Raw genomic sequence first — 19599 nt, forward strand, 5'->3', positions numbered from 1 at the left:
CGCAACATAGGGTGACAATCGACAAGTGCGACCACGCACGGACACAAGAATGAGAGAGAAGGATCAAGCATTCTTCCCTGGTCTTTCGCCAGAAACCGCAAGCTCAGCGCCCGCCGACGACCGCGCCTGCCAATCTGAACGGACTTGAAATGACCGATGCCGCGACGTCGAAGACGAAGGCGCCCGCCTCCGGCACCGAAACCGCCCCGCCACCCGCCTGCGCAAGCTGCGGACCCAGTTGTGCGAGATTGGCGTACCGGTCGTGCCCGACCCCATCTGCTGCCTTGACCGACGAGATGTCGATGATCCGCAGACCATAGCGCAAGGCTGCGTCGCGCACCGAAGGGCTATCGACATTGAGCGATCCCGCGCGCGGTTTCTCGCCGCTGATGAAACTGGAGATCTTGAGCGCCTTGTCGTCCTTGGAAACAAACAGCGTGATGGGGGTACGCATCCGCCCAACGACCTCCAGCTGCGACCTGAACAGATCGTCGTCAATGTCTGGAGCCGCGAGCACGACGACCAACTTGTCGAGGACGTCGCCGCGGCCTTCAAGCTTCAGCTGGCGAAGCGTTTCCATGATCAGGAACCCGCCGATGCTGTGCCCGAACAGGATGACCCGTTTCACATCGCGTTTTGCTGCCATCGATTTGACGAGCCAGACCAGGGTGTCACGCGAAGCCAGGGCCGCGTCACGATCCGCGAGATATCCGGCAAGGGATCCCTGCGACGGCCAGGAGAAAAGGACCGGCTTTCCATCCGTCTTGGAATCGGCGGCGACCTGCGCGAGCCGGTACAATCCCTCCTGGAACGTATAGTTATACCCGTGGACAAAGATGCCAACCGCCCCATCCTTGTTGGGCGCGTCCGCCAAAGCCAGAAACTGTTTTTGGTCGAGAGAGCGTCTTTCGGAAACAACCATGTCCGTCGACGCGTCGGGTTTACCGACAGGCCATTCGATCTTCGGCGGGCGGTGCGAGGGCGGGATTGCGACCGTGAACGTTTCGAAGGCCGGATCTGCGTTACGGCGGGACGAGTATCCGTCGCCGTCCCGCGACCGGTTCGTCGCAGTAAGGACGGTAAGCTGACGGCTGGATGCCGGGTTGACCGCGACCGGATCGAGAACAGAGGCCGAAGGCCTGTTGGCACAGGCAACGAGCTGAGCGGACACGATCGCGACAATCGCAGCCGAGATCCATCGCCGCGTCAATACGGAATACTGCATCGTAACCAGCGACTTTCGAAAGGTGAATGGGGCCGGTAGATGCCACGAAATGTTGCCGAACTCAACTGGCTGAAACCCACGTCAAATTCGCCTGCACCACCTGGCCAGTCGACCGGAACGCGAGTGCATCATTCAAGCGGAGAGATCCGAGGCAGGCCAGGATTTGCAGGCCCCGGACGGTGCTGCCACGGTCCGGGGTCTGGTCTTTGTTACACACGGCGAATTCATGGCCGGATTAGGCTGCTTGAGCCAGTCAGTCAGCGATCTTCACGATCAGCTTTCCGAAATTGCCGCCGGTGAGCATACCGATGAAAGCCTCGGGCGCACGTTCGAGGCCGTCAACGATATCTTCCCGATACTTTATGTCGCCGGAGGCGACGCGCGGGCCGACCTCATCGAGGAAGTCTTCAAAGTGGCTGATGAATTCAGTCTGGATGAAGCCGCGGATGAAAAGGCTGCGCCTCAGAACTGCCGACATGGTGATCGGAAGCCGGTCGGTTTCCGCAGATCCGGCGCCATTGTAGTGCGCGACAAGCCCGCAGACGGGGACACGGGCAAACTGGTTCAGCAGCGGCAGGACGGCGTCCCAAACGTGCCCGCCGACATTTTCGAAATAGACATCGACGCCGTCAGGGCATGCAGCAGCGAGATCGGACGCAAAATCTTTCGAGCGGTGATCGACAACGGCGTCAAAGCCGAGGCCATCTTTCACATACGCACATTTGTCCGGTCCACCGGCAATCCCGACTGCCCTCGCCCCGGCAAGTTTCGCAAGCTGGCCGACCAGCGAACCGACAGGCCCGGAGGCAGCGGCGACAACGACGGTCTCGCCTTGCTTCGGCTTCCCGATGAACTTCATTCCGCTCCAGGCGGTCGAGCCGGGCATTCCCAGTACGCCAAGTGCCGTCGTCAGCGGTGCACCGTGCGTTTCGACGCGCGTCAGGGTATCTCCGTGGACAACTGCATTGGTCGTCCATCCGGTCCGAGCACGAACGATATCGCCGGGCGAAAAGGCTGTGTGGCGCGACTTCACCACTTCGCAGATCGTTTCGCCTTCCATAACGCCATCAATGGGAACGGGCGCTGCATAAGACTTTGCGTCGCTCATGCGACCGCGCATGTAAGGGTCGAGCGAAAGATAGAGGCATCGCAAGGTGACCTCTCCTTCTGCTGCTTCCGGGAGTTCGAAATTCTCGATGCGGAAATTCTCAGCCTCGGGCTGACCAGTCGGTCGGCTTGCCAAGACGATGCGGCGAATGGCGGTCATCCTGTGTCTCCTTGTCGTTGTCGACTTACGGGTGAAGTAGTCGGCGACACCGATTTGCCAAGGCCGAACCGCGATGGGCGATTAATTTGCTGCCACAAGCTTCCGTGCGACAGCACAGGTGGGAATTGTGATTTGGACCGACAGACCACCGGCCGGTCTGTTTTCTGCCTTTGCGCCCCCGCCGTGCCATTCCGCCGCACGCCGGGTAATGGCAAGCCCAAGGCCGAAGCCGGAACGGGTGGTGACGGTTGAACTTTGCGAAAACGGCTTGAAGATCGCCTCCAGTTCCGTCTCCGGCACACCCTCGCCGTCGTCCTCGACGGTCACGATCAGCTTCCGGTCCAAGACCTTGGACGTCACACGGACAGCGGTGCTTGGTCCCGTGTGGGTAATGGCGTTGCGGATCACATTTTCCAGCGCGCGGTAGATCAGCTCGCCGTTGACGGAAGCCACGAATGTGTCGACGCCCTCATACTGGACGGTTACCCCGCGTGCCTGTCCCTCGAAGCCGGCATCGTCCACAATCTCACGCAGGAGATCGACAAGATCGAGCGTCTGCCGCTCGAACCTCGGTGTATCGCGATCCGACAGCCGGGCGAGAGTGAGGATTTCGCCGACCAGTTCGTCGAGCCGCTCGACCTCGCGGCTCATCCGCTCGATCATCACCACCAGCCGTACGGGGTTCTGTTGCAAAACGCCGATAGCAGCTTGCAGACGCGATAAAGGCGAGCGCAGTTCGTGCGAAATATCGTGGAACAGCTGCTGCTGAGCCATCTGGAGCTCCTGCAACCGGGCAGCGGTGATATCCAGATCGTGCGCCAACGACGCGATCTCGTCGCGTTTGGCGCCGATCTTGTGGGCGATCCGCACGTCCAGTTCTCCCCTGGCAAGCGAGCGCAGCCCATAGCGCAGCTGCTCGACCGGGGTAATGAAATAGCGGGCGAGCCAATAGGCCGCAGCTGCTGCCGCCAGAAGGGCTGCCAGCCACGGAACAGCCCGAGGCCAGGTTTTAGCCATCATGCTCGGCGCTGCGCCGGCAATTTCCAGGCGATAACACTCTCCGTCGCGCACGGCGGTTCGAACGAGCGCCTCCTCGTTTTGCTCGGCACAATCGATCGCCGGCCCGTCGGTCGTGACGGTGACCGGGATGTCGCGACCGGTCCGCCGAACCGCCGCCACCAGCCTGGCCGTCGCCTCCAGGCCATCCGACTGGAGCACCTGGGCTGCGGTCTCCAGCGTCAGGCTAAGTTCCCGGCCAGCAACCTCCTCCTCGAACGGTGATTGGAACAGCGTGCTGATCGCAAACAGGATCGCAATCGAGCCGGCCATGGCCAACCAGACGACGGTGAAGAATTTCCAGAACAGGCGATGCATGGTCAGCCTTCCAGCAACTGGTAGCCGCGGCCGCGCACAGCCTGGATCCAGGGCTGCCCATCCGGGCGGGCGCCGAGTTTCTGCCGGATGCTGCTGATGTGGACGTCGATCCGGCGATCGAACGCGGTGAGCGGCTTGGCAAACGCTCGCAACGATATCTCCTGCTTGGAGACAAGCTGGCCGGAGGAGCGGGCAAGCACTTCCAGCAGGCTGAACTCGGTTCCGGTCAGTTCCAGGGGTGCCGCCCGCCACATCGCCCTGCGGTTCGACGGATAAAGCACCAGTTCGCCCGTCCTGATCTCGTTGACGGTGCCGTCCCGCTCGGTTCGGCCCGAGCGGCGCAGGATGGCGCGAATGCGCGCGGCCAGTTCCCCCGGCGAACAGGGCTTGGAGACGTAATCATCGGCTCCGAGATTGAGGCCGGCGATGCGGTCGATATCGTCTCCCCTTGCCGTCAGCATCAGCACCGGCACGTCGCTCACCTGCCGGATCTTGCGCAGAACTTCGATGCCGTTCATCCGCGGCATCATGATGTCGAGCACGATCAGATCCGTCGAGGAGGACATGGCCTCGGCCACGCCGACGCGACCATCCGCGGTCGTTTCGACCGCGAAGCCTTCCTCTGTCAGATACTCGCCCAGCAGGTTGGTCAGCTCGGCATCGTCATCGATCAATAGTAGCTTGGTCATGCCCTGCTCTTGCTCCTTCGATAACTTCAGCTTTACGACCTTGAGGCTGCGAAGACAGCAGTTTTACCTAACTTAACCTGCTCTTGACCGACATTAACATGGCGATCCCTATACTGCGGCCTTCAGTTAAGGCGGTGTCCAATCGATGCGCAGCACTCTTTCTTCAGTTCTACCAGTCCTGGCCGTCGCGGCCTTGCTTACCGGCTGCACGAGCCTTGGCACTCTCAAGCAGGCGACGCCAGCTGTTGCCGCCTTCTGGCACGCGACGCTTCCGCATGGCGGTCGAACAGCCGATCTCGTGACTTGGTGGGCAAGCTTCAAGGATCCCTCGCTGGACGCCTTGTTGTACATGGCGGACCGCGAAAACCCGACCATCGAGCAAGCGGTGGCGAATATCGACAAGGCGCGCGCCACGCTCGACAGCACCGCGTCAGGGCTTTTCCCATCGCTCGACGGCTCTGCATCGGCAAGCCGCGAGGGCAATAAGGGTAACGACAATAACAGGCTGACTGCCGGGACGACAAAAAGCGGCGGGCTTGATTCCGCCTGGGAAGTCGATCTGTTCGGTAAGACCAAGAAGCAGGTCCGAGCCGCTGCATCGCGGGCCGATGGCGAGGTCTGGTCCTGGCACGATGCCCGCGTTTCGATCGCCGCCGAAGTCGGCGACGACTACGTCCAGTACCGCGCCTGCCGCGAATTGGAGCGCCTCTACCGCGACGAGCTCGCATCTCAGACAGCGACCATCCGCGCCACTGAACGGTCGGCGCAGTCGGGGTTTACGTCGACGGGCGATCTGGCGCTGGCGCGGGCAAGCGCCGCTGCCTCCTCGTCAAGCCTGACGGCCCAGCGCGGCGAGTGCGAGATCCTGATCAAATCGCTCACCCAACTGACGGGCGGCGACGAACCGGCGGTCCGCAGGCTGCTCGACCAGGGCAGAAGGCGTATTCCGCAGCCATCTGCGGTGCGGATCACCTCCGTGCCCGCCGACGTCCTGCGACAGAGACCCGATGTCAACGCGCTGGAGGCCGAAGTCGCGGCAACGATTTCCGACGTCGGGGCGGCGAAAGCCGATCTTTACCCCAGCCTCAGCCTCAGCGGATCAATCTCGATCAGCCAGTCCACCGTGACCGGCCGATCCGTTCCCTGGTCCTTCGGACCGGCGCTGTCGGTGCCGTTGCTGGATGGCGGTGCACGACGGGCGGCTGTGCGCAGTGCGGTTGCCGACTACGATATCGCGGTTGCGAACTATAAGTCTGGCGTGCTTGGCGCCGTTGCCGAAGTCGAGACGGCGCTGTTGCGGGTCGACACGGCGCTGCGGCGGATCGCCGACGCAAAAAGCGCTGCCGACAACTATCAGCGCTATTTCCGCGCGGTGGACCAGAACTGGGCGTCCGGGGGCGTCAGCATTCTCGACCGCGAAGAAGCTCGCCGATCGGCGCAATCGGCGGCCATCACTCTCATCGAAATCAGGCGCGACGCCGTCCAATACTGGATAGCCCTCTACAAAGCGCTTGGCGGAGGCTGGTCCATTCCGACCGCCGCTGCCTCTTCTGCACGGGAACTCAACTAATGCTTAAAACATCACACCCGCTCACGACGATGGCGCTTGCCTGCGTCGTCTGTCTTGCTTTCACCCCGGCAGGCCGGGCACAGGACGCGACGCAGACGACCGCCGGCGCGGCCGCCCTCACGGTCAGCGTGACGAAACCGGAGGTTTCCCAGTGGCCGGTGCTCATTCCGGCAAGCGGGCGCCTTGCGGCTTGGCATGAAGCGGTGATCTCCGCCGAAGTCAGCGGATTGCGGATCATCGGCATCAACGCGGATGTGGGAGAGACGGTAAAAAAAGGCGAGTTGCTGGTGCAATTCGACGCCGAAACCGCGCAGGCCGAGCTCGAGCAACAGCAGGCAAGCGTCGAGCAGGCAAAGGCCGATCTCGATCAGGCGGTCGCAAATGCCGACCGCGCCCGTGGGCTGACCGGCTCCGGTGCGATCTCTGCGCAGCAGACGACGGAATATCTGATCACGGAGCGCAAGTCGAAAGCGGCGCTCTCATCGTCAAAGGCCGCTCTGGCATCCGCGCAGCTGACCGTTGACCGCACAAAGGTCTACGCGAACGACGATGGCGTGATCTCGGAACGGTCCGCGTCGCTTGGCAAGGTGGTGACGGCCGGCGACGAACTGTTCAAGCTGATCCGCCAGAACCGCATCGAGTGGCAGGCGGAGCTGCCGGTCAAGCGGCTGGCCGATGTCAAGGAAGGCACCAAAGCGGTCATCCCGACGCCGCTCGGCGATGTCCGTGGCGAGGTGCGGCTTGTCTCGCCGACGAGCTCGACCGCCAGCGGTCGGGTCACGGTCTATGTGGCCCTGCAGCCGGCAGAAGGAATGCCGCAACCAAAGACCGGCATTCTTGTCAGCGGCAATTTCGAATTCAGCGCCACCGATGCGCTGACGGTCCCAGCAACGGCGGTCACTCTGAGGGACGGCTTCTCCTACGCTTTCGTTCTAAAGCCTGCAGATCAGCCGACGGTGACGCGCAAGCGTGTGGAAACCGGCCGGCGGCAGGGCGACCGGGTCGAGATCGTGTCCGGAATTGACAAGACAGAGGAAGTCGTTGTCTCCGGCGGCGCGTTCCTCGCTGATGGTTCCGTGGTGCGGGTGGTCGATGCCGTTGCAGCGGCCGGGACGGAGGCAGCGAAGTGAATTTCTCCTCCTGGTCCATCCGCAATCCCGTTCCGCCAATCCTGCTGTTCGTCCTACTGACGGCCTGCGGCCTGTGGGCGTTCAACCGTCTCGACATCCAGAACTTTCCCGACATGGATCTTCCGACGATCGAGATCAGTGCGTCGCTCGACGGGGCCGCAGCCTCACAGCTTGAGACCGAGGTCGCCCGCAAGATCGAAGACGAACTGACGGGACTGACGCGGCTCGATTCCGTGACCACGACGGTCACCGATGGTTCCGTCAGCATTTCCGTCGCCTTCGAAGTTGGAAAGAACACGCAAGAGGCACTCGACGAGGTAAAGAGCGCCGTCGATCAGGCGCAGGACGACTTACCTGAAGAAATGAACGCACCGACGGTTTCCAAACAGTCGCTGAATGCATCGCCGCTGATTACCTATGTGGTGCGGTCAGACACGCTGGATGCGGCGGAACTCTCCTGGTTCATCGACAACAATATGTCGCGTGCCCTGATGGCTGTCGAAGGCGTCGGCGAAGTCGGGCGCCTGGGTGGCGTCGACCGGGAGGTCCGCGTCGAACTCAACGCCAATCTGCTCGATGGCCTCGGTCTGTCTGCAAACGACGTCAACGGGCAGCTCGATTCAGTGCAGTCTGACCTGTCGGGCGGCAAGGGGCGGATCGGCGGCGAAAGCCAGTCTGTCCGAACGCTGGCGGCCGTCGGCAGCGTTGAACAGCTCCGCGCACTGCCGATACCATTGCCGGCGGGAAACTGGGTTCGGCTGGACGAACTCGGCACGGTCACCGATTCCCACAGCGATCTCAGCTCGCTTGCCTATATCAACGGCAAGCCGGTCATTGCCGCGCAGATCAAGCGGTCCAAGGGCTACTCGGACGTCGCCGTCACGGACAGTATCCGCGAACAGATGAAGTCGTTCGCGGCTGAAAATCCGCAAGTGACGATCGAAGAGGCCTACAACACGATCGTCCCGATCGAGCAGAACTACGAATCGTCGATGCATATGGTCTATGAGGGCGCGCTGATTGCGATCTTCGTGGTCTGGCTCTTCCTGCGTGACTGGCGGGCGACGCTTTTGGCCGCTGTTGCCTTGCCCTTGTCGATCATCCCGACGTTCCTCGTGATGTATCTCCTCGACTATACACTGAACACGATCACGCTTCTGGCGCTGTCTCTTGTGGTCGGGATCCTGGTCGACGATGCGATCGTCGAGATCGAGAATATCGAACGACATCTCAACATGGGGAAAAGCCCCATGGATGCAGCCATGGAAGCGGCCGATGAGATCGGCCTCGCCGTGATCGCCACCACCTTCACCCTGGTCGCCGTGTTCCTGCCGACAGCCTTTATGGGCGGTATTCCCGGCATCATCTTCAAGCAGTTCGGCATCACGGCCTCCGTCGCCGTCCTCGCCTCGCTTCTCGTCGCGCGTCTGGTGACGCCGATGATGGCGGCCTACATCATGAAGCCGAGCGGCAAGATACACGAAGGCGACGGTCGCCTGATGCGGTCCTACCTCTGGGCCGTCAAAGGCGCGCTTCGTCGGCGCTGGATACCGGTCCTCGGCACGGTCGGCTTTCTGGCCTTCACGATCCTGCTGCTCAGCCATCTGTCGACCGGGTTCTTTCCGGCTTCCGATAGCAGCCAGACCCAGGTCACGATCACGACGCCTCCAAGCTCGACCATTGAATCGACCGACGAAGCGGCGCGAAAGGCGTCCGCGGTCATTGCCGGCGTCGACCACGTTACCTCGGTTTTCCAGGCAACGGGCACGGCCTCCACGGGCGGGATGAACAGCACCTCGAATGCCAGCACCAACAGTGCGACGCTCGTCGTCAACCTCACGTCGATCGACGACCGTGACGTCAAGCAATCTCAGATCGAAGCGGATTTGCGCAAGGCGCTGGAAACCTTGCCCGGCGTCCGTCTTGAGATCGGATCCGGCGGCAATGGTACGCAGCTGACGCTGACGCTGGCCGGCGACGATTCCGACCTTCTGGAAAAAGCGGCCGCCAGCCTCGAGTCCGACCTGCGCACGCTGCCCGGCATCGGCAACGTGACCTCGTCGGCCGCGACCCAATCGCCGGAGATCACCATCCGCCCTAATCTCGCGGAAGCCGCATCTCTGGGTGTGACCTCGAAGGCGATCGCCGACGCCATTCGGGTCGCAACGGCCGGCGCCTATGATGCGGCCCTGTCGAAGCTCAACCTGCCGGAACGCCAGGTCCCCATCCGGGTCATGCTCGACACGGCGAGCCGGCAATCGCTGGATGCGCTGTCGCTCATCCCGGTCGAGGGCAAGGACGGCAATGTCGCGCTCGGCGCCATCGCCGACATATCGCTAGGCTCCAGCCCCAGCCAGATCGACCGGCTCGACCGGTCGCGCAACGTCTCGCTCACGATCGAGCTCAACGGCCGGAGCCTTTCGGAAGTGACGAACGAGGCAGCGCAGCTTCCCGGCTACAAGAACCTGCCGCAGGGCGTGAAATTCGTCGAGCAGGGAGAGTTGAAGCGCCAGAGCGAGCTGTTCAGCAGTTTCGGATTGGCGATGGCGATCGGCATCTTCTGCGTCTACGCGGTGCTGGTCCTGCTTTTCCATGACTTCCTGCAGCCGGTCACGATCCTGATGGCCTTGCCGCTGGCTCTCGGCGGCGCGCTCTTGCCACTGGTGCTGACAGGAACAAGCTTCTCGATGCCTGCGGTCATCGGCCTGCTGCTTCTGATGGGCATCGTGTCGAAAAACTCGATCCTGCTCGTCGAATACGCGATCGAGGCGCGGCGCGCCGGTATGTCACGCTATGACGCGCTGGTGGATGCCTGCCACAAGCGGGCGCGGCCGATCGTGATGACGACGATCGCCATGGCGGGCGGCATGCTGCCCGCCGCACTCAGCCTCGTATCCGGCGATTCAAGCTTCCGCCAGCCGATGGGCATCGTGGTGATCGGCGGCCTGATCACCTCGACCTTCCTGAGCTTGCTGGTCATCCCGGTCGTGTTCACATTCCTGGATGATCTGTTGGTCTGGCTGAAGGGACGGTTCCACTCGCGCAAGCCGCACGCCACGGAGTAGCGGGTGAAAGTCTGGCGGCAGTTGAAGTCTCCAGGCTTTGACGTAGCCCGGCTGGCGAGTGGCATGGTGATACTTCGGTGGCAGCGAGATGATGTCATCCATCAATGTGGATGCATGCCGGACACACGTCCGGTTTCGGTCGGGAGATAGGCCTCTCTCCCCGAGACGCTTTCGATCCGAATTCCATAGTAGACGGGTTTGTTTTGCACCCCGGCCGCTGCTGTTTTCAGTCCTCCAGGCAACCAATAGGTTGCGTTGCTGGACTGCAGAAGAGACCATGCACGCGCATACTTCGCCCATTCGGCAGCCTGATCGAATTCCTTGAACTGCCCATTCGCGATAACGGTCCGCCATTGTTGCGGACTGGAGATTTCGTCTGCCAGAATGCAGACGGAGTTATTCTCGCGCATCCACGAGATCTTCTTGCCCTCGAGCGAGAAGCTGTAGAACCAGTCGTCCTCAATGATGAAAGAAATCGGAACCGTGTACGGGCGGCCTTCGAGGACGCAGGACAATCTCCCCATCCGGGTTTTTGAAAGGAATGCCATGCACTCCTGATAATCAAGTTCTCTTATATTCATCCCGTCTGCCTTTCGTGAGGGCGCGCTTTCCGCTCCTCAAGCCGAAATCCTCAAATTCATTATGTCAGTGATGACGTTCAGTGGTGACGTTCATACGCTCGGGCTGAACAGATTTTGCCCCTGGCTTCTGAACCGGTCAAAGATCGCCGAAACAGTGCGAACATAGGGTCTCCCCTTTGCCGTCATCGAGATGCGGTTCGCCCGCACCGTCAACAGACCGCTCAGAGCGAACGGTCGCAGCAAGGCCAGTTCGTCGGCATAACCGGCGGCAGTCTGTCCCAGATCGACGGAGAAATCGCACATCAGGCGTTCGATGATTGTCGCGCGTTCATGATCGTCCTCGACAAAGGCGTGGCCGCGTCGCGTGGGTAGAGACCCCTCCGCGATATGGCGTTTGTAAGCCTCGATCCCGGATTCCGACTGCGTGTAGCCACCGGGGAGCCGCGAGATGGAAGAGCACCCGAACCCCAGCAGGGTCGGGCGATCGTCGTCCGTGTAGCCTTGAAAATTGCGGTGGAGCCGACCTTCTCTTGCGGCAGCCGCCAATCGATCGGAAGGCTTGGCAAAATGATCGATGCCGATCGCCTGATAGCCCTCGCGGATGAAGAAAGACGCGATCGCGCTTGCCTGCTGCAAACGCTCGATGGGTCCAGGAAGCGATGCGCTATCGATCAGGCGCTGGTTGGCCCTTCGTGATGGTAGATGGGCGTATCCATAAAAGGCGATGCGATCCGGATTAAGGTCCACGACGGAACGGCAGGTCGTCAGCAAGCTTTCCTGGGTTTGGTTCGGTAGACCATAGATCAAATCGAAATTGATGCGTGAAATGCCGGCGTCGCGCAGATCACGGACAGCGGCGGCCACCTTTTGTTCCGGCTGCTCCCGCCCGATCGCCTGTTGCACAACGGTGTCGAGATCCTGGACGCCGAGACTGGCGCGGTTGATCCCGAGCCGGCCGAGCGCTTGGCAGAGATCGCGCCCGAGCATCCGCGGGTCGAGTTCGATCGAATGCTCGTAGTCGTCTTCCAGGTCGAAATGCTTCTTGAGCATACCGAGAACGGATCTCAAGCCTGCCTCGCCCAGAATGGAGGGCGTGCCGCCGCCCCAGGCGATGCGGCCGATCTTCAGCCGGGCTGGCAGGTGAGCGGCAACCAGCGCGATCTCTGCCTCCAGCGTGGTCCGGTAGTCCTCGACCGGCTCGGCCTTCCGAACCGCCTTGGCATGGCAACCGCAGTAGTGGCAAAGCTGCCGGCAATAGGGAACGTGCAGATAGACAGAGACCGGTTCGGCCGGATCAAGTTGGCCGAGCCAGGCGGCCTGTTCCTTGGGTCCCACCGCCTCGCTGAAATCCGCGGCGGTGGGGTAGGATGTGTATCGTGGAACCGGCATTTCCGCGAGACGCTCGACCAAATCCGGTTTCATGCGGCCGGATCTCCGACGGCGCTGCGTTTTGGCCTGTTTGAGGGGTCCGGAAGCGCCGAGAGGCGCCGGTCTTCCTTCATCTCGAACCACATGGCGTTGAGGATGGCAAAGACGCAGGCGAGGCCGACGCCGAGGATCCAGGAAAAATACCACATAAATGATCTCCTTCAGTAAGCGTTCGGATTGCGACCGATCGAGGCCGCGTTCACTGGACCGCGCATCACGTGGTAGACCCAGGCTGTGTAGGCGATCACGATCGGCAGGAAGACGACGGTCGCCAGCAGCATGATGAACAGGGTGAGGTGGCTGGATGACGCGTCCCAGACCGTCAGGCTCACGGCCGGATCGATCGACGACGGCAGAAGAAAGGGAAACAGCGACAGGCCGGCGGTCGAGATGATGCCGAAGATGGCAAGGCTCGATCCAGCGAGTGCGATCTTGAACCGGCGGCTGCCAAGTCCTGCCAGGGCGACGAGCGACCCGACGAAACCGAGAACCGGCGCGGTGATCATCCAGGGATATGCATGGTAGTTGTTCAGCCATGCTCCAGCCTGCGTGACGACGGTTTTCGCCAGCGGATTGGATGGACCGGCAGCTTCCTGAACACTGGTGACGACATAGCCGTCCATACCGAAGGCGACCCACAAGCCGGCGAGCGCGAACAGAGCAACGGTGGCTGCGGCCGCCATCCGGCCAAAGCGCGTTGCACGTTCGGCGACCGGTCCGGCGCAGCGCATGGCGATGACGACAGCCCCGTGCATGACCAGCATCGACAGGCTGGTGAGGCCCGCGACCAGGGCAAAGGGACGAAGAAGCCCGAAGAAATTGCCGTCATAATGGGCCCTCATCGTACCGTCGAGGCCAAAGGGCACACCGAGCAGCACGTTACCGACCGCTACACCGAAGATCAGCGCCGGCACGAAACCGCCGATGAACAGCGCCCAGTCCCAGGTGCTTCTCCAGCGCGGATCCTTGACCTTGCCGCGGAACTTGAAACCGACCGGCCGGAGGATGAGGGCCAGCAGGATGGCGATCATGGCAAGGTAGAAGCCGGAGAAAGAAGCCGCGTATAGCGCCGGCCAAGCGGCAAAGATGGCGCCGCCGCCCAGAACGAGCCAGACCTGGTTCCCTTCCCAGGTCGGCCCAATCAGGTTGAGCAGGATGCGCCGCTCCTCGTCCGTCTTGGCCGCAAATGGCAGGAGGGCGCCAACGCCGAGATCGTAGCCGTCGGCGATGGCAAAGCCGATCAGGAGGACGCCGAGCAGCAGCCACCAGATGATCCGCAATGTTTCATAATCGAGAGGTAAATGGGACATGGACCTTGCTTTCGAATGAGAGGGTCAGCGTTGCGGCGCAGCGGCGGCGCGTTCGGGAACCACTGCCGATCCGCGAATGCCGTCGATCAGCACGTATCTTTCGCTCGGACCTGCCTTGATGATTTTGAGCATCAGCAGAACCATGATGACGGCAAGCGTCGTGTAGACCGTGAGGAAGAAGCCGAGGCTGATCGCCAGATCCACGAGGGTTAGGCCCGACGCGGCATAAAAGGTCGGCAGCACTCCCTCGACCACCCAGGGCTGACGCCCGTATTCGGCAACGAGCCAGCCGAATTCGATGGCAACCCATGGCAGCGGCAGGCTGAACAGGGCGATCCACAGAAGCACGCGGTTTTCACCAAGCCTGTGGCGGGAGGCCAGATAGAAAGCCACCGCGAAGAAGACGATCAGGTAGAGGCCGATCGCGACCATGAACCGGAAGCTCCAGAACAGCGTCGGCACGTCCGGCACGGTATCCCAGGCGGCCTTTTCGATCTGCTCGTCGGTCGCCGCCGGCACGTCATCGACGTAACGCTTCAACAGGAGTGCGTAACCGAGGTCACGCCACGTATCGGCAAAGGTCTGGCGGGCAGCGGCATTGTTGCGGTCGGCGCGGATCTGGTCCAGCGCCGCATAGGCGGTCATGCCGTTGCGGATGCGGACTTCCGCACGCTCGACCAAGGGCAGAATGCCGGGAACCTCGGTGGAGAGTGATCGCGTGGTGATGAGGCCGAGAACGTAGGGGATTTTCACCTCATAGCTGTTCTCGCGGACGCCCGGGATGGCAAAGACATTGAGGCCGGCAGGGGCCGGTTCTGTTTCCCACATGCTTTCCATCGCAGCGATCTTCATCTGCTGGTGCTCGGTCGCGACATAGCCGCTCTCGTCACCAAGGACGACGACGGAAAGAGCCGAGGCGAGGCCGAAGCTCGCAGCGACCGCCATCGACCGCTTGGCTAGATCCAGATGGCGTCCCCGCAGCAGGAACCAGGCGCTGATCGCCATGACGAACATGGAGCCGGTGACATAGCCGGCGCTGACCGTGTGGACGAACTTTGCCTGCGCCACGGGATTAAAGATGACAGCGGCGAAATCGGTGATTTCCATGCGCATGGTATCGGGATTGAAGGTCGAGCCGACGGGGTTCTGCATCCAGCCGTTGGCGATCAGGATCCACAGGGCCGAGAAGTTGGCGCCGAGCGCCACGAGCCAGGTCACGGCCAGATGGCCGACTTTGGAAAGCCTGTCCCAGCCAAAGAAGAAGATGCCGATAAACGTGGCTTCCAGGAAGAAGGCCATCAGGCCCTCGATCGCCAGGGGCGCCCCGAAGATATCGCCGACATAGTGGCTGTAATAGCTCCAGTTCATGCCGAACTGGAACTCCATGACGATGCCGGTTGCGACGCCCAGCGCAAAGTTGATGCCGAACAGCGTGCCCCAGAAGAGCGTCATGCGCCGCCAGATTTCGCGCCCGGTCATCACATAGACGCTTTCCATGATGGCCATCAGAAACGACAGCCCTAAGGTCAGCGGAACAAAGAGGAAGTGGTACATTGCCGTCGCCGCGAACTGCAGTCGCGAAAGGTCGACAACCGTAAAGTCGATCATGTGTCTACCCGCCTGTTTTCAGGTTTTCCGGTTCGAAATCCCCGGTCTGAAAGCGGCATAATCCACCGCACGGGCCCCCTGCATTGATTGCAATCAATGAGCCCTCCTGCATGCCGGATTAGATAGTCCCACGACGATCAGGGCAGTGCGGAAACCGATGACCACAAGCACAGACGAGCAGGAAATGGGTGAAGATGGCGGCGACCGGAAAGCGCTTTCCGCCCTGCGCCGACACGGCGGCATCGCCCTCGGCATCGCGGTCGCACTCCCTATACTCTCCGGCCTGCTGCTGATCGGGCAGGTGCTGCTTTTGTCGCAGGTGCTTGGCCGGGCGATCGAGGATGGCGTTCCCTTAGACCAGCTCTGGCCGCAGATCTTCGGTTTCGCCTCCCTCCTTGCTCTCCGTACCGCCCTTGCCTTTGCTGCCGAAGTGGCGGGATCGTTCGCTGCCGAAAAGATCAAGCGAACGGTGCGCGACAGCCTGACCACGCGGCTGCTTGCCCCTGGTCCGGACTGGAGACAAGACCGGTCGTCCGGCGCGCTTGCCAGCACGGTCGTCGATCAGGTCGAGGCTCTGGAGGGATTCTTTTCGCGGTTCCTGCCCGCAACCATCCAGGCCGCGCTGCTCCCTATCATCTTTGCCGCGGCCGTCATGCCGTTCGACTGGGTGGTCGGGTTGCTGTTTCTGTTCACTGCGCCGTTGATCCCGCTGTTCATGGCACTGGTCGGCTTCGGGGCACAGGCCGCAAGCGATGCACAGGCCAATGCGCTGTCGCGGCTGTCGGAGTATTTCGCCGACCGTCTCGGCGGTCTCCTCACGCTGAAGCTGTTCGGACGAATGGAGATCGAGGCTGGAGCCATGCACGAGGCGACAGACCAGCTTCGCCGGCGGACGCTGCGCGTGCTGCGCATCGCGTTCCTGTCATCGGCAGTGCTCGAATTTTTCGCAGCGCTTGGCGTTGCCGGCGTCGCACTTTACGTCGGCCTCAGCTATCTCGGCATGGTCGACCTGCCGGGTACGCAGTTGTCGCTCCAATCCGGGCTCTTCTGTCTGCTGCTGGCTCCGGAAGTTTATCTTCCGCTTAGATCGCTCGCCGCACATTACCACGACCGCGCCCATGCCAAGGGGGCGGTCGCAGAGATCGTGCGGCAATTCGGCGAGCTTCCCATGCCCGTGGCTGTGATCATCCCTCCGGCACCGGTGCGGCTTGTCTCCTCCGCGGTCCCGATCCTCACCACCAATTTCAGCATCAAAACGCCGGACGGTTGCTCCATTCTGCTCACATCGAGCAGACTCTCCATCCCGGCTGGCCAGCATATCGCCCTCGTCGGCCGCAGTGGCATCGGCAAGTCGACGCTGCTGAATGTGCTGGCAAGGCTTGCGCGCACTGAGGGCACAATCGAGTTCAGCAATCGCCGGCTTGACGACATCGATGAGCGCGAGCTCCGCCGGATGCTGACCTTCGTCAGTCAGAAACCGCATCTCTTTCACGGCACGATCGCCGACAATATCCGCCTTGCTGATCCCGGGGCCAGTGACGACGCAGTGCGCCGCGCGGCCGATCTGGCCCTGGTCACCGCGTTCAGCGATGGACTTCCGGACGGCCTTGCCACCAGCATCGGAGAAGGTGGGCTCGGCCTGTCGGGCGGCGAGGCGCATCGCGTCGGCCTGGCCCGCCTCTATCTCACGGATCCGTCCATCATCCTGCTTGACGAGCCGACCGCGCATCTCGATCCCGAGACGGAAGCGACCGTGCTCGATCGCCTCCAGGGGTTCGCCCAAGGGCGGACGATGATCATTGCCACGCATTCGATGACGGTCGCTTCCCGCATGGACGCGACAATGCGGTTCGAGAACGGACATCTCTTGCCAATGAGGCCGACCCTGTCTGTCGTTTCCTCTGGTCGGGAGTTTGCCGCATGAGAGCGCTCCTGTCTTTCCACCCGCTGTTTCGGCGCCATCTGGCAGGCTTCGCTATTGCCTTGGGCCTTTCGCTTGCGACACTTCTCGCGGGCGTTGCTCTGCTGGGCATTTCCGGCTGGTTCCTGACCGCGGCATTCCTGACCACCGCTACCATGAGCTTCAATCTTTTCGGTCCGTCGGCTGCCGTCCGAGGCCTGTCGATGCTGCGCATCCTGTCGCGCTACGGCGAAAAGCTCGTCGGTCACGACACGACGCTTCGAGTACTGGCCGACATCAGAGAATGGCTGTTCAGACGCCTCGGTCCTGGCGTGCATCAAGCCAACCAAGCGCTCCGCAAAGGCGATGCGGTTTCCCGTCTGACGGCAGACGTGGATGCGCTCGACAGTGTGTTCATCGTCGCAGCCGGTCCGCTCGTGACGGGTGTACTCACAGCAACGGCAGTGACCGTTTTCCTGTCCGTCATGCTGCCGGCAGCTGCCATCCTCTACGCGGTCGTCATGGCGACAGCGCTGTTTGTCGTTCCGATAATGCTTTCAAGCGGAACGCGCCGGCTGGGCGCCCGGATCATAGACCTCTCGACCGAACTGCGTGTAGCGGCGTTCGACATGGTCGACGGCCACGCCGATCTGATTGCATTCGGTGCTGCCGATCGGATGCGGGCACGCTCCGATGCAATCGCTGCAGATCTTTCAAGGACGAGGCTGCGTCTCGCCCGTGCCTCGGCATCGGCGTCAGCAGCAATCGCCGTCCTCGGAGGACTTGCAGTCGTCGGCACATTGCTGACCGGGCTGACGGCTCTGGAACGTGGCCTGATCAGCGGCCCTATTCTCGTCGGCCTTCTTCTCGCCTCGCTCGGGAGCTTCGAGGCAACGGCGGCCGTCACCCGTCAGGTCGCAAAGTTCGGTAGCGCGATCGCCGCGGCGGAGCGACTGAGGAGACTGGCGGAGACACCACCTGTTGTCGTCGATACGCTCCACCCGGCAGCCCTTCCCGCCGGGGGAAGTATCTCAATCGAAGGCCTGACCTTCGGCTACGATCCGCGGCGGCCTGTCCTACGGAACCTCGATCTGACGGTGGACGCCGGAAGCAGCGTCGCCATCATGGGGGAAAGCGGCGCCGGAAAATCCACACTCGCCGTCCTTCTCCTGCGCCTCGCTGATCCCATCGCGGGAGCCGTGCGCGTTGCGGGTACGGATATCCGCGACATCGCGCAGTCCGATCTTCACGCCAGGATCGCCCTTCTCGAACAGAACGCGCCGGTCTTCATCGGCACGATCGGTGACAATCTGCGGATCGGCTGCAACGGAGCGAGCGATGACGAATGCTGGTTCGCTCTCGGCAAGGCGCGTCTCGCCGACTTTGTGCGCAGTCTGCCTGCCGGTCTGGAAACGCCGGTCGGAGAAGCCGGTCATACACTCTCCGTCGGACAGGCACGGCGGCTTTGCCTCGCCCGAACACTTCTGTCCAAGGCGGAGATCCTAGTTCTCGATGAGCCGACCAGCGGTCTCGACAGGGAAACCGAACTCTCGTTCTTCAGTGATCTCAGGAACGCGACGGTGGGACGAACCGTCCTCCTCATCAGCCATGCGCACTTGCCGTTCGGGATCGTCGACCGCATCCTCCATCTGACGGACGGACGTCTGCGCGAAGATCAGTGAACGTTGATGCCTGCAACGGCCTCCAACGCAGACATGTCGATCAGTTCGACGGTCTGCGGATCGGGCAGCCGGATCATGCCAGTATTGCGAAGCTTGGTGAAGGAGCGGCTGACGGTTTCGATCGTCAGCCCAAGATAGTCCGCTATGTCGGTCCGCGACATTGGCAGGGACAGAGGATTGGCGGAAAGCTTATGCTTCGCAGCCCTTGCAGACAGCGCCAGAAGAAAGCTCGCAAGCTTTTCGACCGGCGCCAGGCGCCCGAGGATCATCTGATTGTCACGGGCTTGGCGAAGCGCCGAGCGGGTAAACGAATGCAGCCGGTCCTTCAGCTTGGGGTAGCGTTCCATCAGCGCATGCATTTCGCGCGTCGAGAACGAACAGAGCTGGACTGAACCAATCGCTTCCGCCGTGGAGGAATGGACGTCCTCATCCGCCAGGCCAAGATAGTCGCCCGGCAGCAGAAAGCCGGTGATCTGGCGGCGTCCATCGGGGAGCGCGATCGATAGTCGCAACATGCCTGCAGTAAGGCTGTAGGTCCGATGCAAAGGGTCGCCTTCACTCACAAGCATCTCGTTGGGAGCAAGATGCCGAGAGGTCATGATCTTGTCGAGTTCGGAAAGTTCCTCGTCAGCCAACGCAGCACAAACAGCCATTGTGCGCACATCGCAGTTGGCACAAGCGCTGCACGCTTTCCGCCGATGTACCGATTTCTGAGTGGTGAAAGGACTGTCGTGCGTATCTACCAATCGATCGTTCTCGTCTGCTGTCAC

The 19599-nt window shown here is 61.9% G+C and carries 15 protein-coding genes; 5 read left to right on the plus strand and 10 right to left on the minus strand.

The window, feature by feature from the left end; all coding sequences use genetic code 11:
• Window positions 1–103: 103 nt before the first annotated feature.
• The 4 genes from IFT66_RS18865 to IFT66_RS18880 form a co-directional block, all read right to left on the minus strand.
• Window positions 104–1225 (minus strand): alpha/beta hydrolase, encoded by a 1122-nt coding sequence (locus tag IFT66_RS18865; RefSeq protein WP_184655454.1) that lies wholly within the window; start codon window positions 1223–1225, stop codon window positions 104–106.
• Between the two features lie 253 nt (window positions 1226–1478).
• On the minus strand, window positions 1479–2492 hold the full coding sequence (locus tag IFT66_RS18870; protein WP_192078522.1) for an NADP-dependent oxidoreductase: 1014 nt from the start codon (window positions 2490–2492) through the stop codon (window positions 1479–1481).
• Window positions 2493–2573: 81 nt separating this feature from the next.
• Entirely contained in the window at window positions 2574–3866 is a 1293-nt protein-coding gene (locus IFT66_RS18875; protein WP_192078523.1) for a HAMP domain-containing sensor histidine kinase, read from the minus strand.
• 2 nt (window positions 3867–3868) lie between these two features.
• On the minus strand, window positions 3869–4555 hold the full coding sequence (locus IFT66_RS18880) for a response regulator transcription factor (RefSeq protein ID WP_062459393.1): 687 nt from the start codon (window positions 4553–4555) through the stop codon (window positions 3869–3871).
• Window positions 4556–4700: 145 nt separating this feature from the next.
• Here IFT66_RS18880 and IFT66_RS18885 point away from each other — a divergent pair, with 145 nt between their 5' ends.
• From IFT66_RS18885 to IFT66_RS18895, 3 genes are read left to right on the plus strand one after another with little or no spacing between them, the layout of a single operon-like run.
• Complete coding sequence (locus IFT66_RS18885) at window positions 4701–6125, plus strand: efflux transporter outer membrane subunit (RefSeq protein ID WP_192078524.1); 1425 nt, start codon at window positions 4701–4703, stop codon at window positions 6123–6125.
• Complete coding sequence (locus IFT66_RS18890; protein ID WP_192078525.1) at window positions 6125–7255, plus strand: efflux RND transporter periplasmic adaptor subunit; 1131 nt, start codon at window positions 6125–6127, stop codon at window positions 7253–7255. The genes IFT66_RS18885 and IFT66_RS18890 overlap by 1 nt, the downstream gene beginning before the upstream one ends.
• Complete coding sequence (locus tag IFT66_RS18895) at window positions 7252–10320, plus strand: efflux RND transporter permease subunit (RefSeq protein ID WP_192078526.1); 3069 nt, start codon at window positions 7252–7254, stop codon at window positions 10318–10320. The genes IFT66_RS18890 and IFT66_RS18895 overlap by 4 nt, the downstream gene beginning before the upstream one ends.
• Before the next feature lie 101 nt (window positions 10321–10421).
• On the opposite strand, the gene IFT66_RS18900 is transcribed toward IFT66_RS18895, so the two are convergent.
• From IFT66_RS18900 to IFT66_RS18920, 5 genes are all read right to left on the minus strand, one after another.
• Window positions 10422–10868 carry a pyridoxamine 5'-phosphate oxidase family protein gene (locus tag IFT66_RS18900; RefSeq protein ID WP_192078527.1) on the minus strand — a complete coding sequence of 149 codons (447 nt, stop codon included), beginning with the start codon at window positions 10866–10868 and terminating at the stop codon, window positions 10422–10424.
• A gap of 123 nt (window positions 10869–10991) precedes the next feature.
• Window positions 10992–12323, minus strand: coding sequence for an oxygen-independent coproporphyrinogen III oxidase (gene hemN / locus IFT66_RS18905; protein ID WP_192078528.1), 1332 nt, complete (start codon window positions 12321–12323; stop codon window positions 10992–10994).
• Window positions 12320–12478, minus strand: coding sequence for a cytochrome bd-I oxidase subunit CydX (cydX, locus tag IFT66_RS18910; protein ID WP_062578213.1), 159 nt, complete (start codon window positions 12476–12478; stop codon window positions 12320–12322). Before cydX ends, hemN begins: the two co-directional genes overlap by 4 nt.
• 12 nt (window positions 12479–12490) lie before the next feature.
• Window positions 12491–13639 (minus strand): cytochrome d ubiquinol oxidase subunit II, encoded by a 1149-nt coding sequence (gene cydB, locus IFT66_RS18915; protein ID WP_192078529.1) that lies wholly within the window; start codon window positions 13637–13639, stop codon window positions 12491–12493.
• Window positions 13640–13663: 24 nt separating this feature from the next.
• Window positions 13664–15244 carry a cytochrome ubiquinol oxidase subunit I gene (locus IFT66_RS18920; RefSeq protein WP_342344796.1) on the minus strand — a complete coding sequence of 527 codons (1581 nt, stop codon included), beginning with the start codon at window positions 15242–15244 and terminating at the stop codon, window positions 13664–13666.
• Between the two features lie 160 nt (window positions 15245–15404).
• Here IFT66_RS18920 and cydD point away from each other — a divergent pair, with 160 nt between their 5' ends.
• Window positions 15405–17171, plus strand: a complete 1767-nt coding sequence (gene cydD, locus IFT66_RS18925; RefSeq protein WP_249406500.1) for a thiol reductant ABC exporter subunit CydD — start codon at window positions 15405–15407, stop codon at window positions 17169–17171.
• Window positions 17168–18829 (plus strand): thiol reductant ABC exporter subunit CydC, encoded by a 1662-nt coding sequence (gene cydC, locus IFT66_RS18930; protein WP_192078531.1) that lies wholly within the window; start codon window positions 17168–17170, stop codon window positions 18827–18829. The genes cydD and cydC overlap by 4 nt, the downstream gene beginning before the upstream one ends.
• On the opposite strand, the gene IFT66_RS18935 is transcribed toward cydC, so the two are convergent.
• Window positions 18823–19482 carry a helix-turn-helix domain-containing protein gene (locus IFT66_RS18935; protein ID WP_113166118.1) on the minus strand — a complete coding sequence of 220 codons (660 nt, stop codon included), beginning with the start codon at window positions 19480–19482 and terminating at the stop codon, window positions 18823–18825. The two genes, cydC and IFT66_RS18935, sit on opposite strands and share 7 nt — an antisense overlap.
• Window positions 19483–19599 lie beyond the last annotated feature (117 nt).

The sequence above is a fragment of the Rhizobium sp. CFBP 13726 genome, from assembly GCF_014841925.1.
Lineage (GTDB): Bacteria > Pseudomonadota > Alphaproteobacteria > Rhizobiales > Rhizobiaceae > Neorhizobium > Neorhizobium soli.

Bases quoted from the DNA above. Each gene is read 5' to 3' on its own strand.
- IFT66_RS18875 (WP_192078523.1), bottom strand. From the start codon at position 3,866: ATGCATCGCCTGTTCTGGAAATTCTTCACCGTCGTCTGGTTGGCCATG.
- IFT66_RS18870 (WP_192078522.1), bottom strand. From the start codon at position 2,492: ATGACCGCCATTCGCCGCATCGTCTTGGCAAGCCGACCGACTGGTCAG.
- cydX (WP_062578213.1), bottom strand. From the start codon at position 12,478: ATGTGGTATTTTTCCTGGATCCTCGGCGTCGGCCTCGCCTGCGTCTTT.
- IFT66_RS18880 (WP_062459393.1), bottom strand. From the start codon at position 4,555: ATGACCAAGCTACTATTGATCGATGACGATGCCGAGCTGACCAACCTG.
- IFT66_RS18890 (WP_192078525.1), top strand. From the start codon at position 6,125: ATGCTTAAAACATCACACCCGCTCACGACGATGGCGCTTGCCTGCGTC.
- IFT66_RS18935 (WP_113166118.1), bottom strand. From the start codon at position 19,482: ATGGCTGTTTGTGCTGCGTTGGCTGACGAGGAACTTTCCGAACTCGAC.
- cydD (WP_249406500.1), top strand. From the start codon at position 15,405: ATGACCACAAGCACAGACGAGCAGGAAATGGGTGAAGATGGCGGCGAC.
- cydC (WP_192078531.1), top strand. From the start codon at position 17,168: ATGAGAGCGCTCCTGTCTTTCCACCCGCTGTTTCGGCGCCATCTGGCA.
- IFT66_RS18900 (WP_192078527.1), bottom strand. From the start codon at position 10,868: ATGGCATTCCTTTCAAAAACCCGGATGGGGAGATTGTCCTGCGTCCTC.
- hemN (WP_192078528.1), bottom strand. From the start codon at position 12,323: ATGAAACCGGATTTGGTCGAGCGTCTCGCGGAAATGCCGGTTCCACGA.
- cydB (WP_192078529.1), bottom strand. From the start codon at position 13,639: ATGTCCCATTTACCTCTCGATTATGAAACATTGCGGATCATCTGGTGG.
- IFT66_RS18885 (WP_192078524.1), top strand. From the start codon at position 4,701: ATGCGCAGCACTCTTTCTTCAGTTCTACCAGTCCTGGCCGTCGCGGCC.
- IFT66_RS18865 (WP_184655454.1), bottom strand. From the start codon at position 1,225: ATGCAGTATTCCGTATTGACGCGGCGATGGATCTCGGCTGCGATTGTC.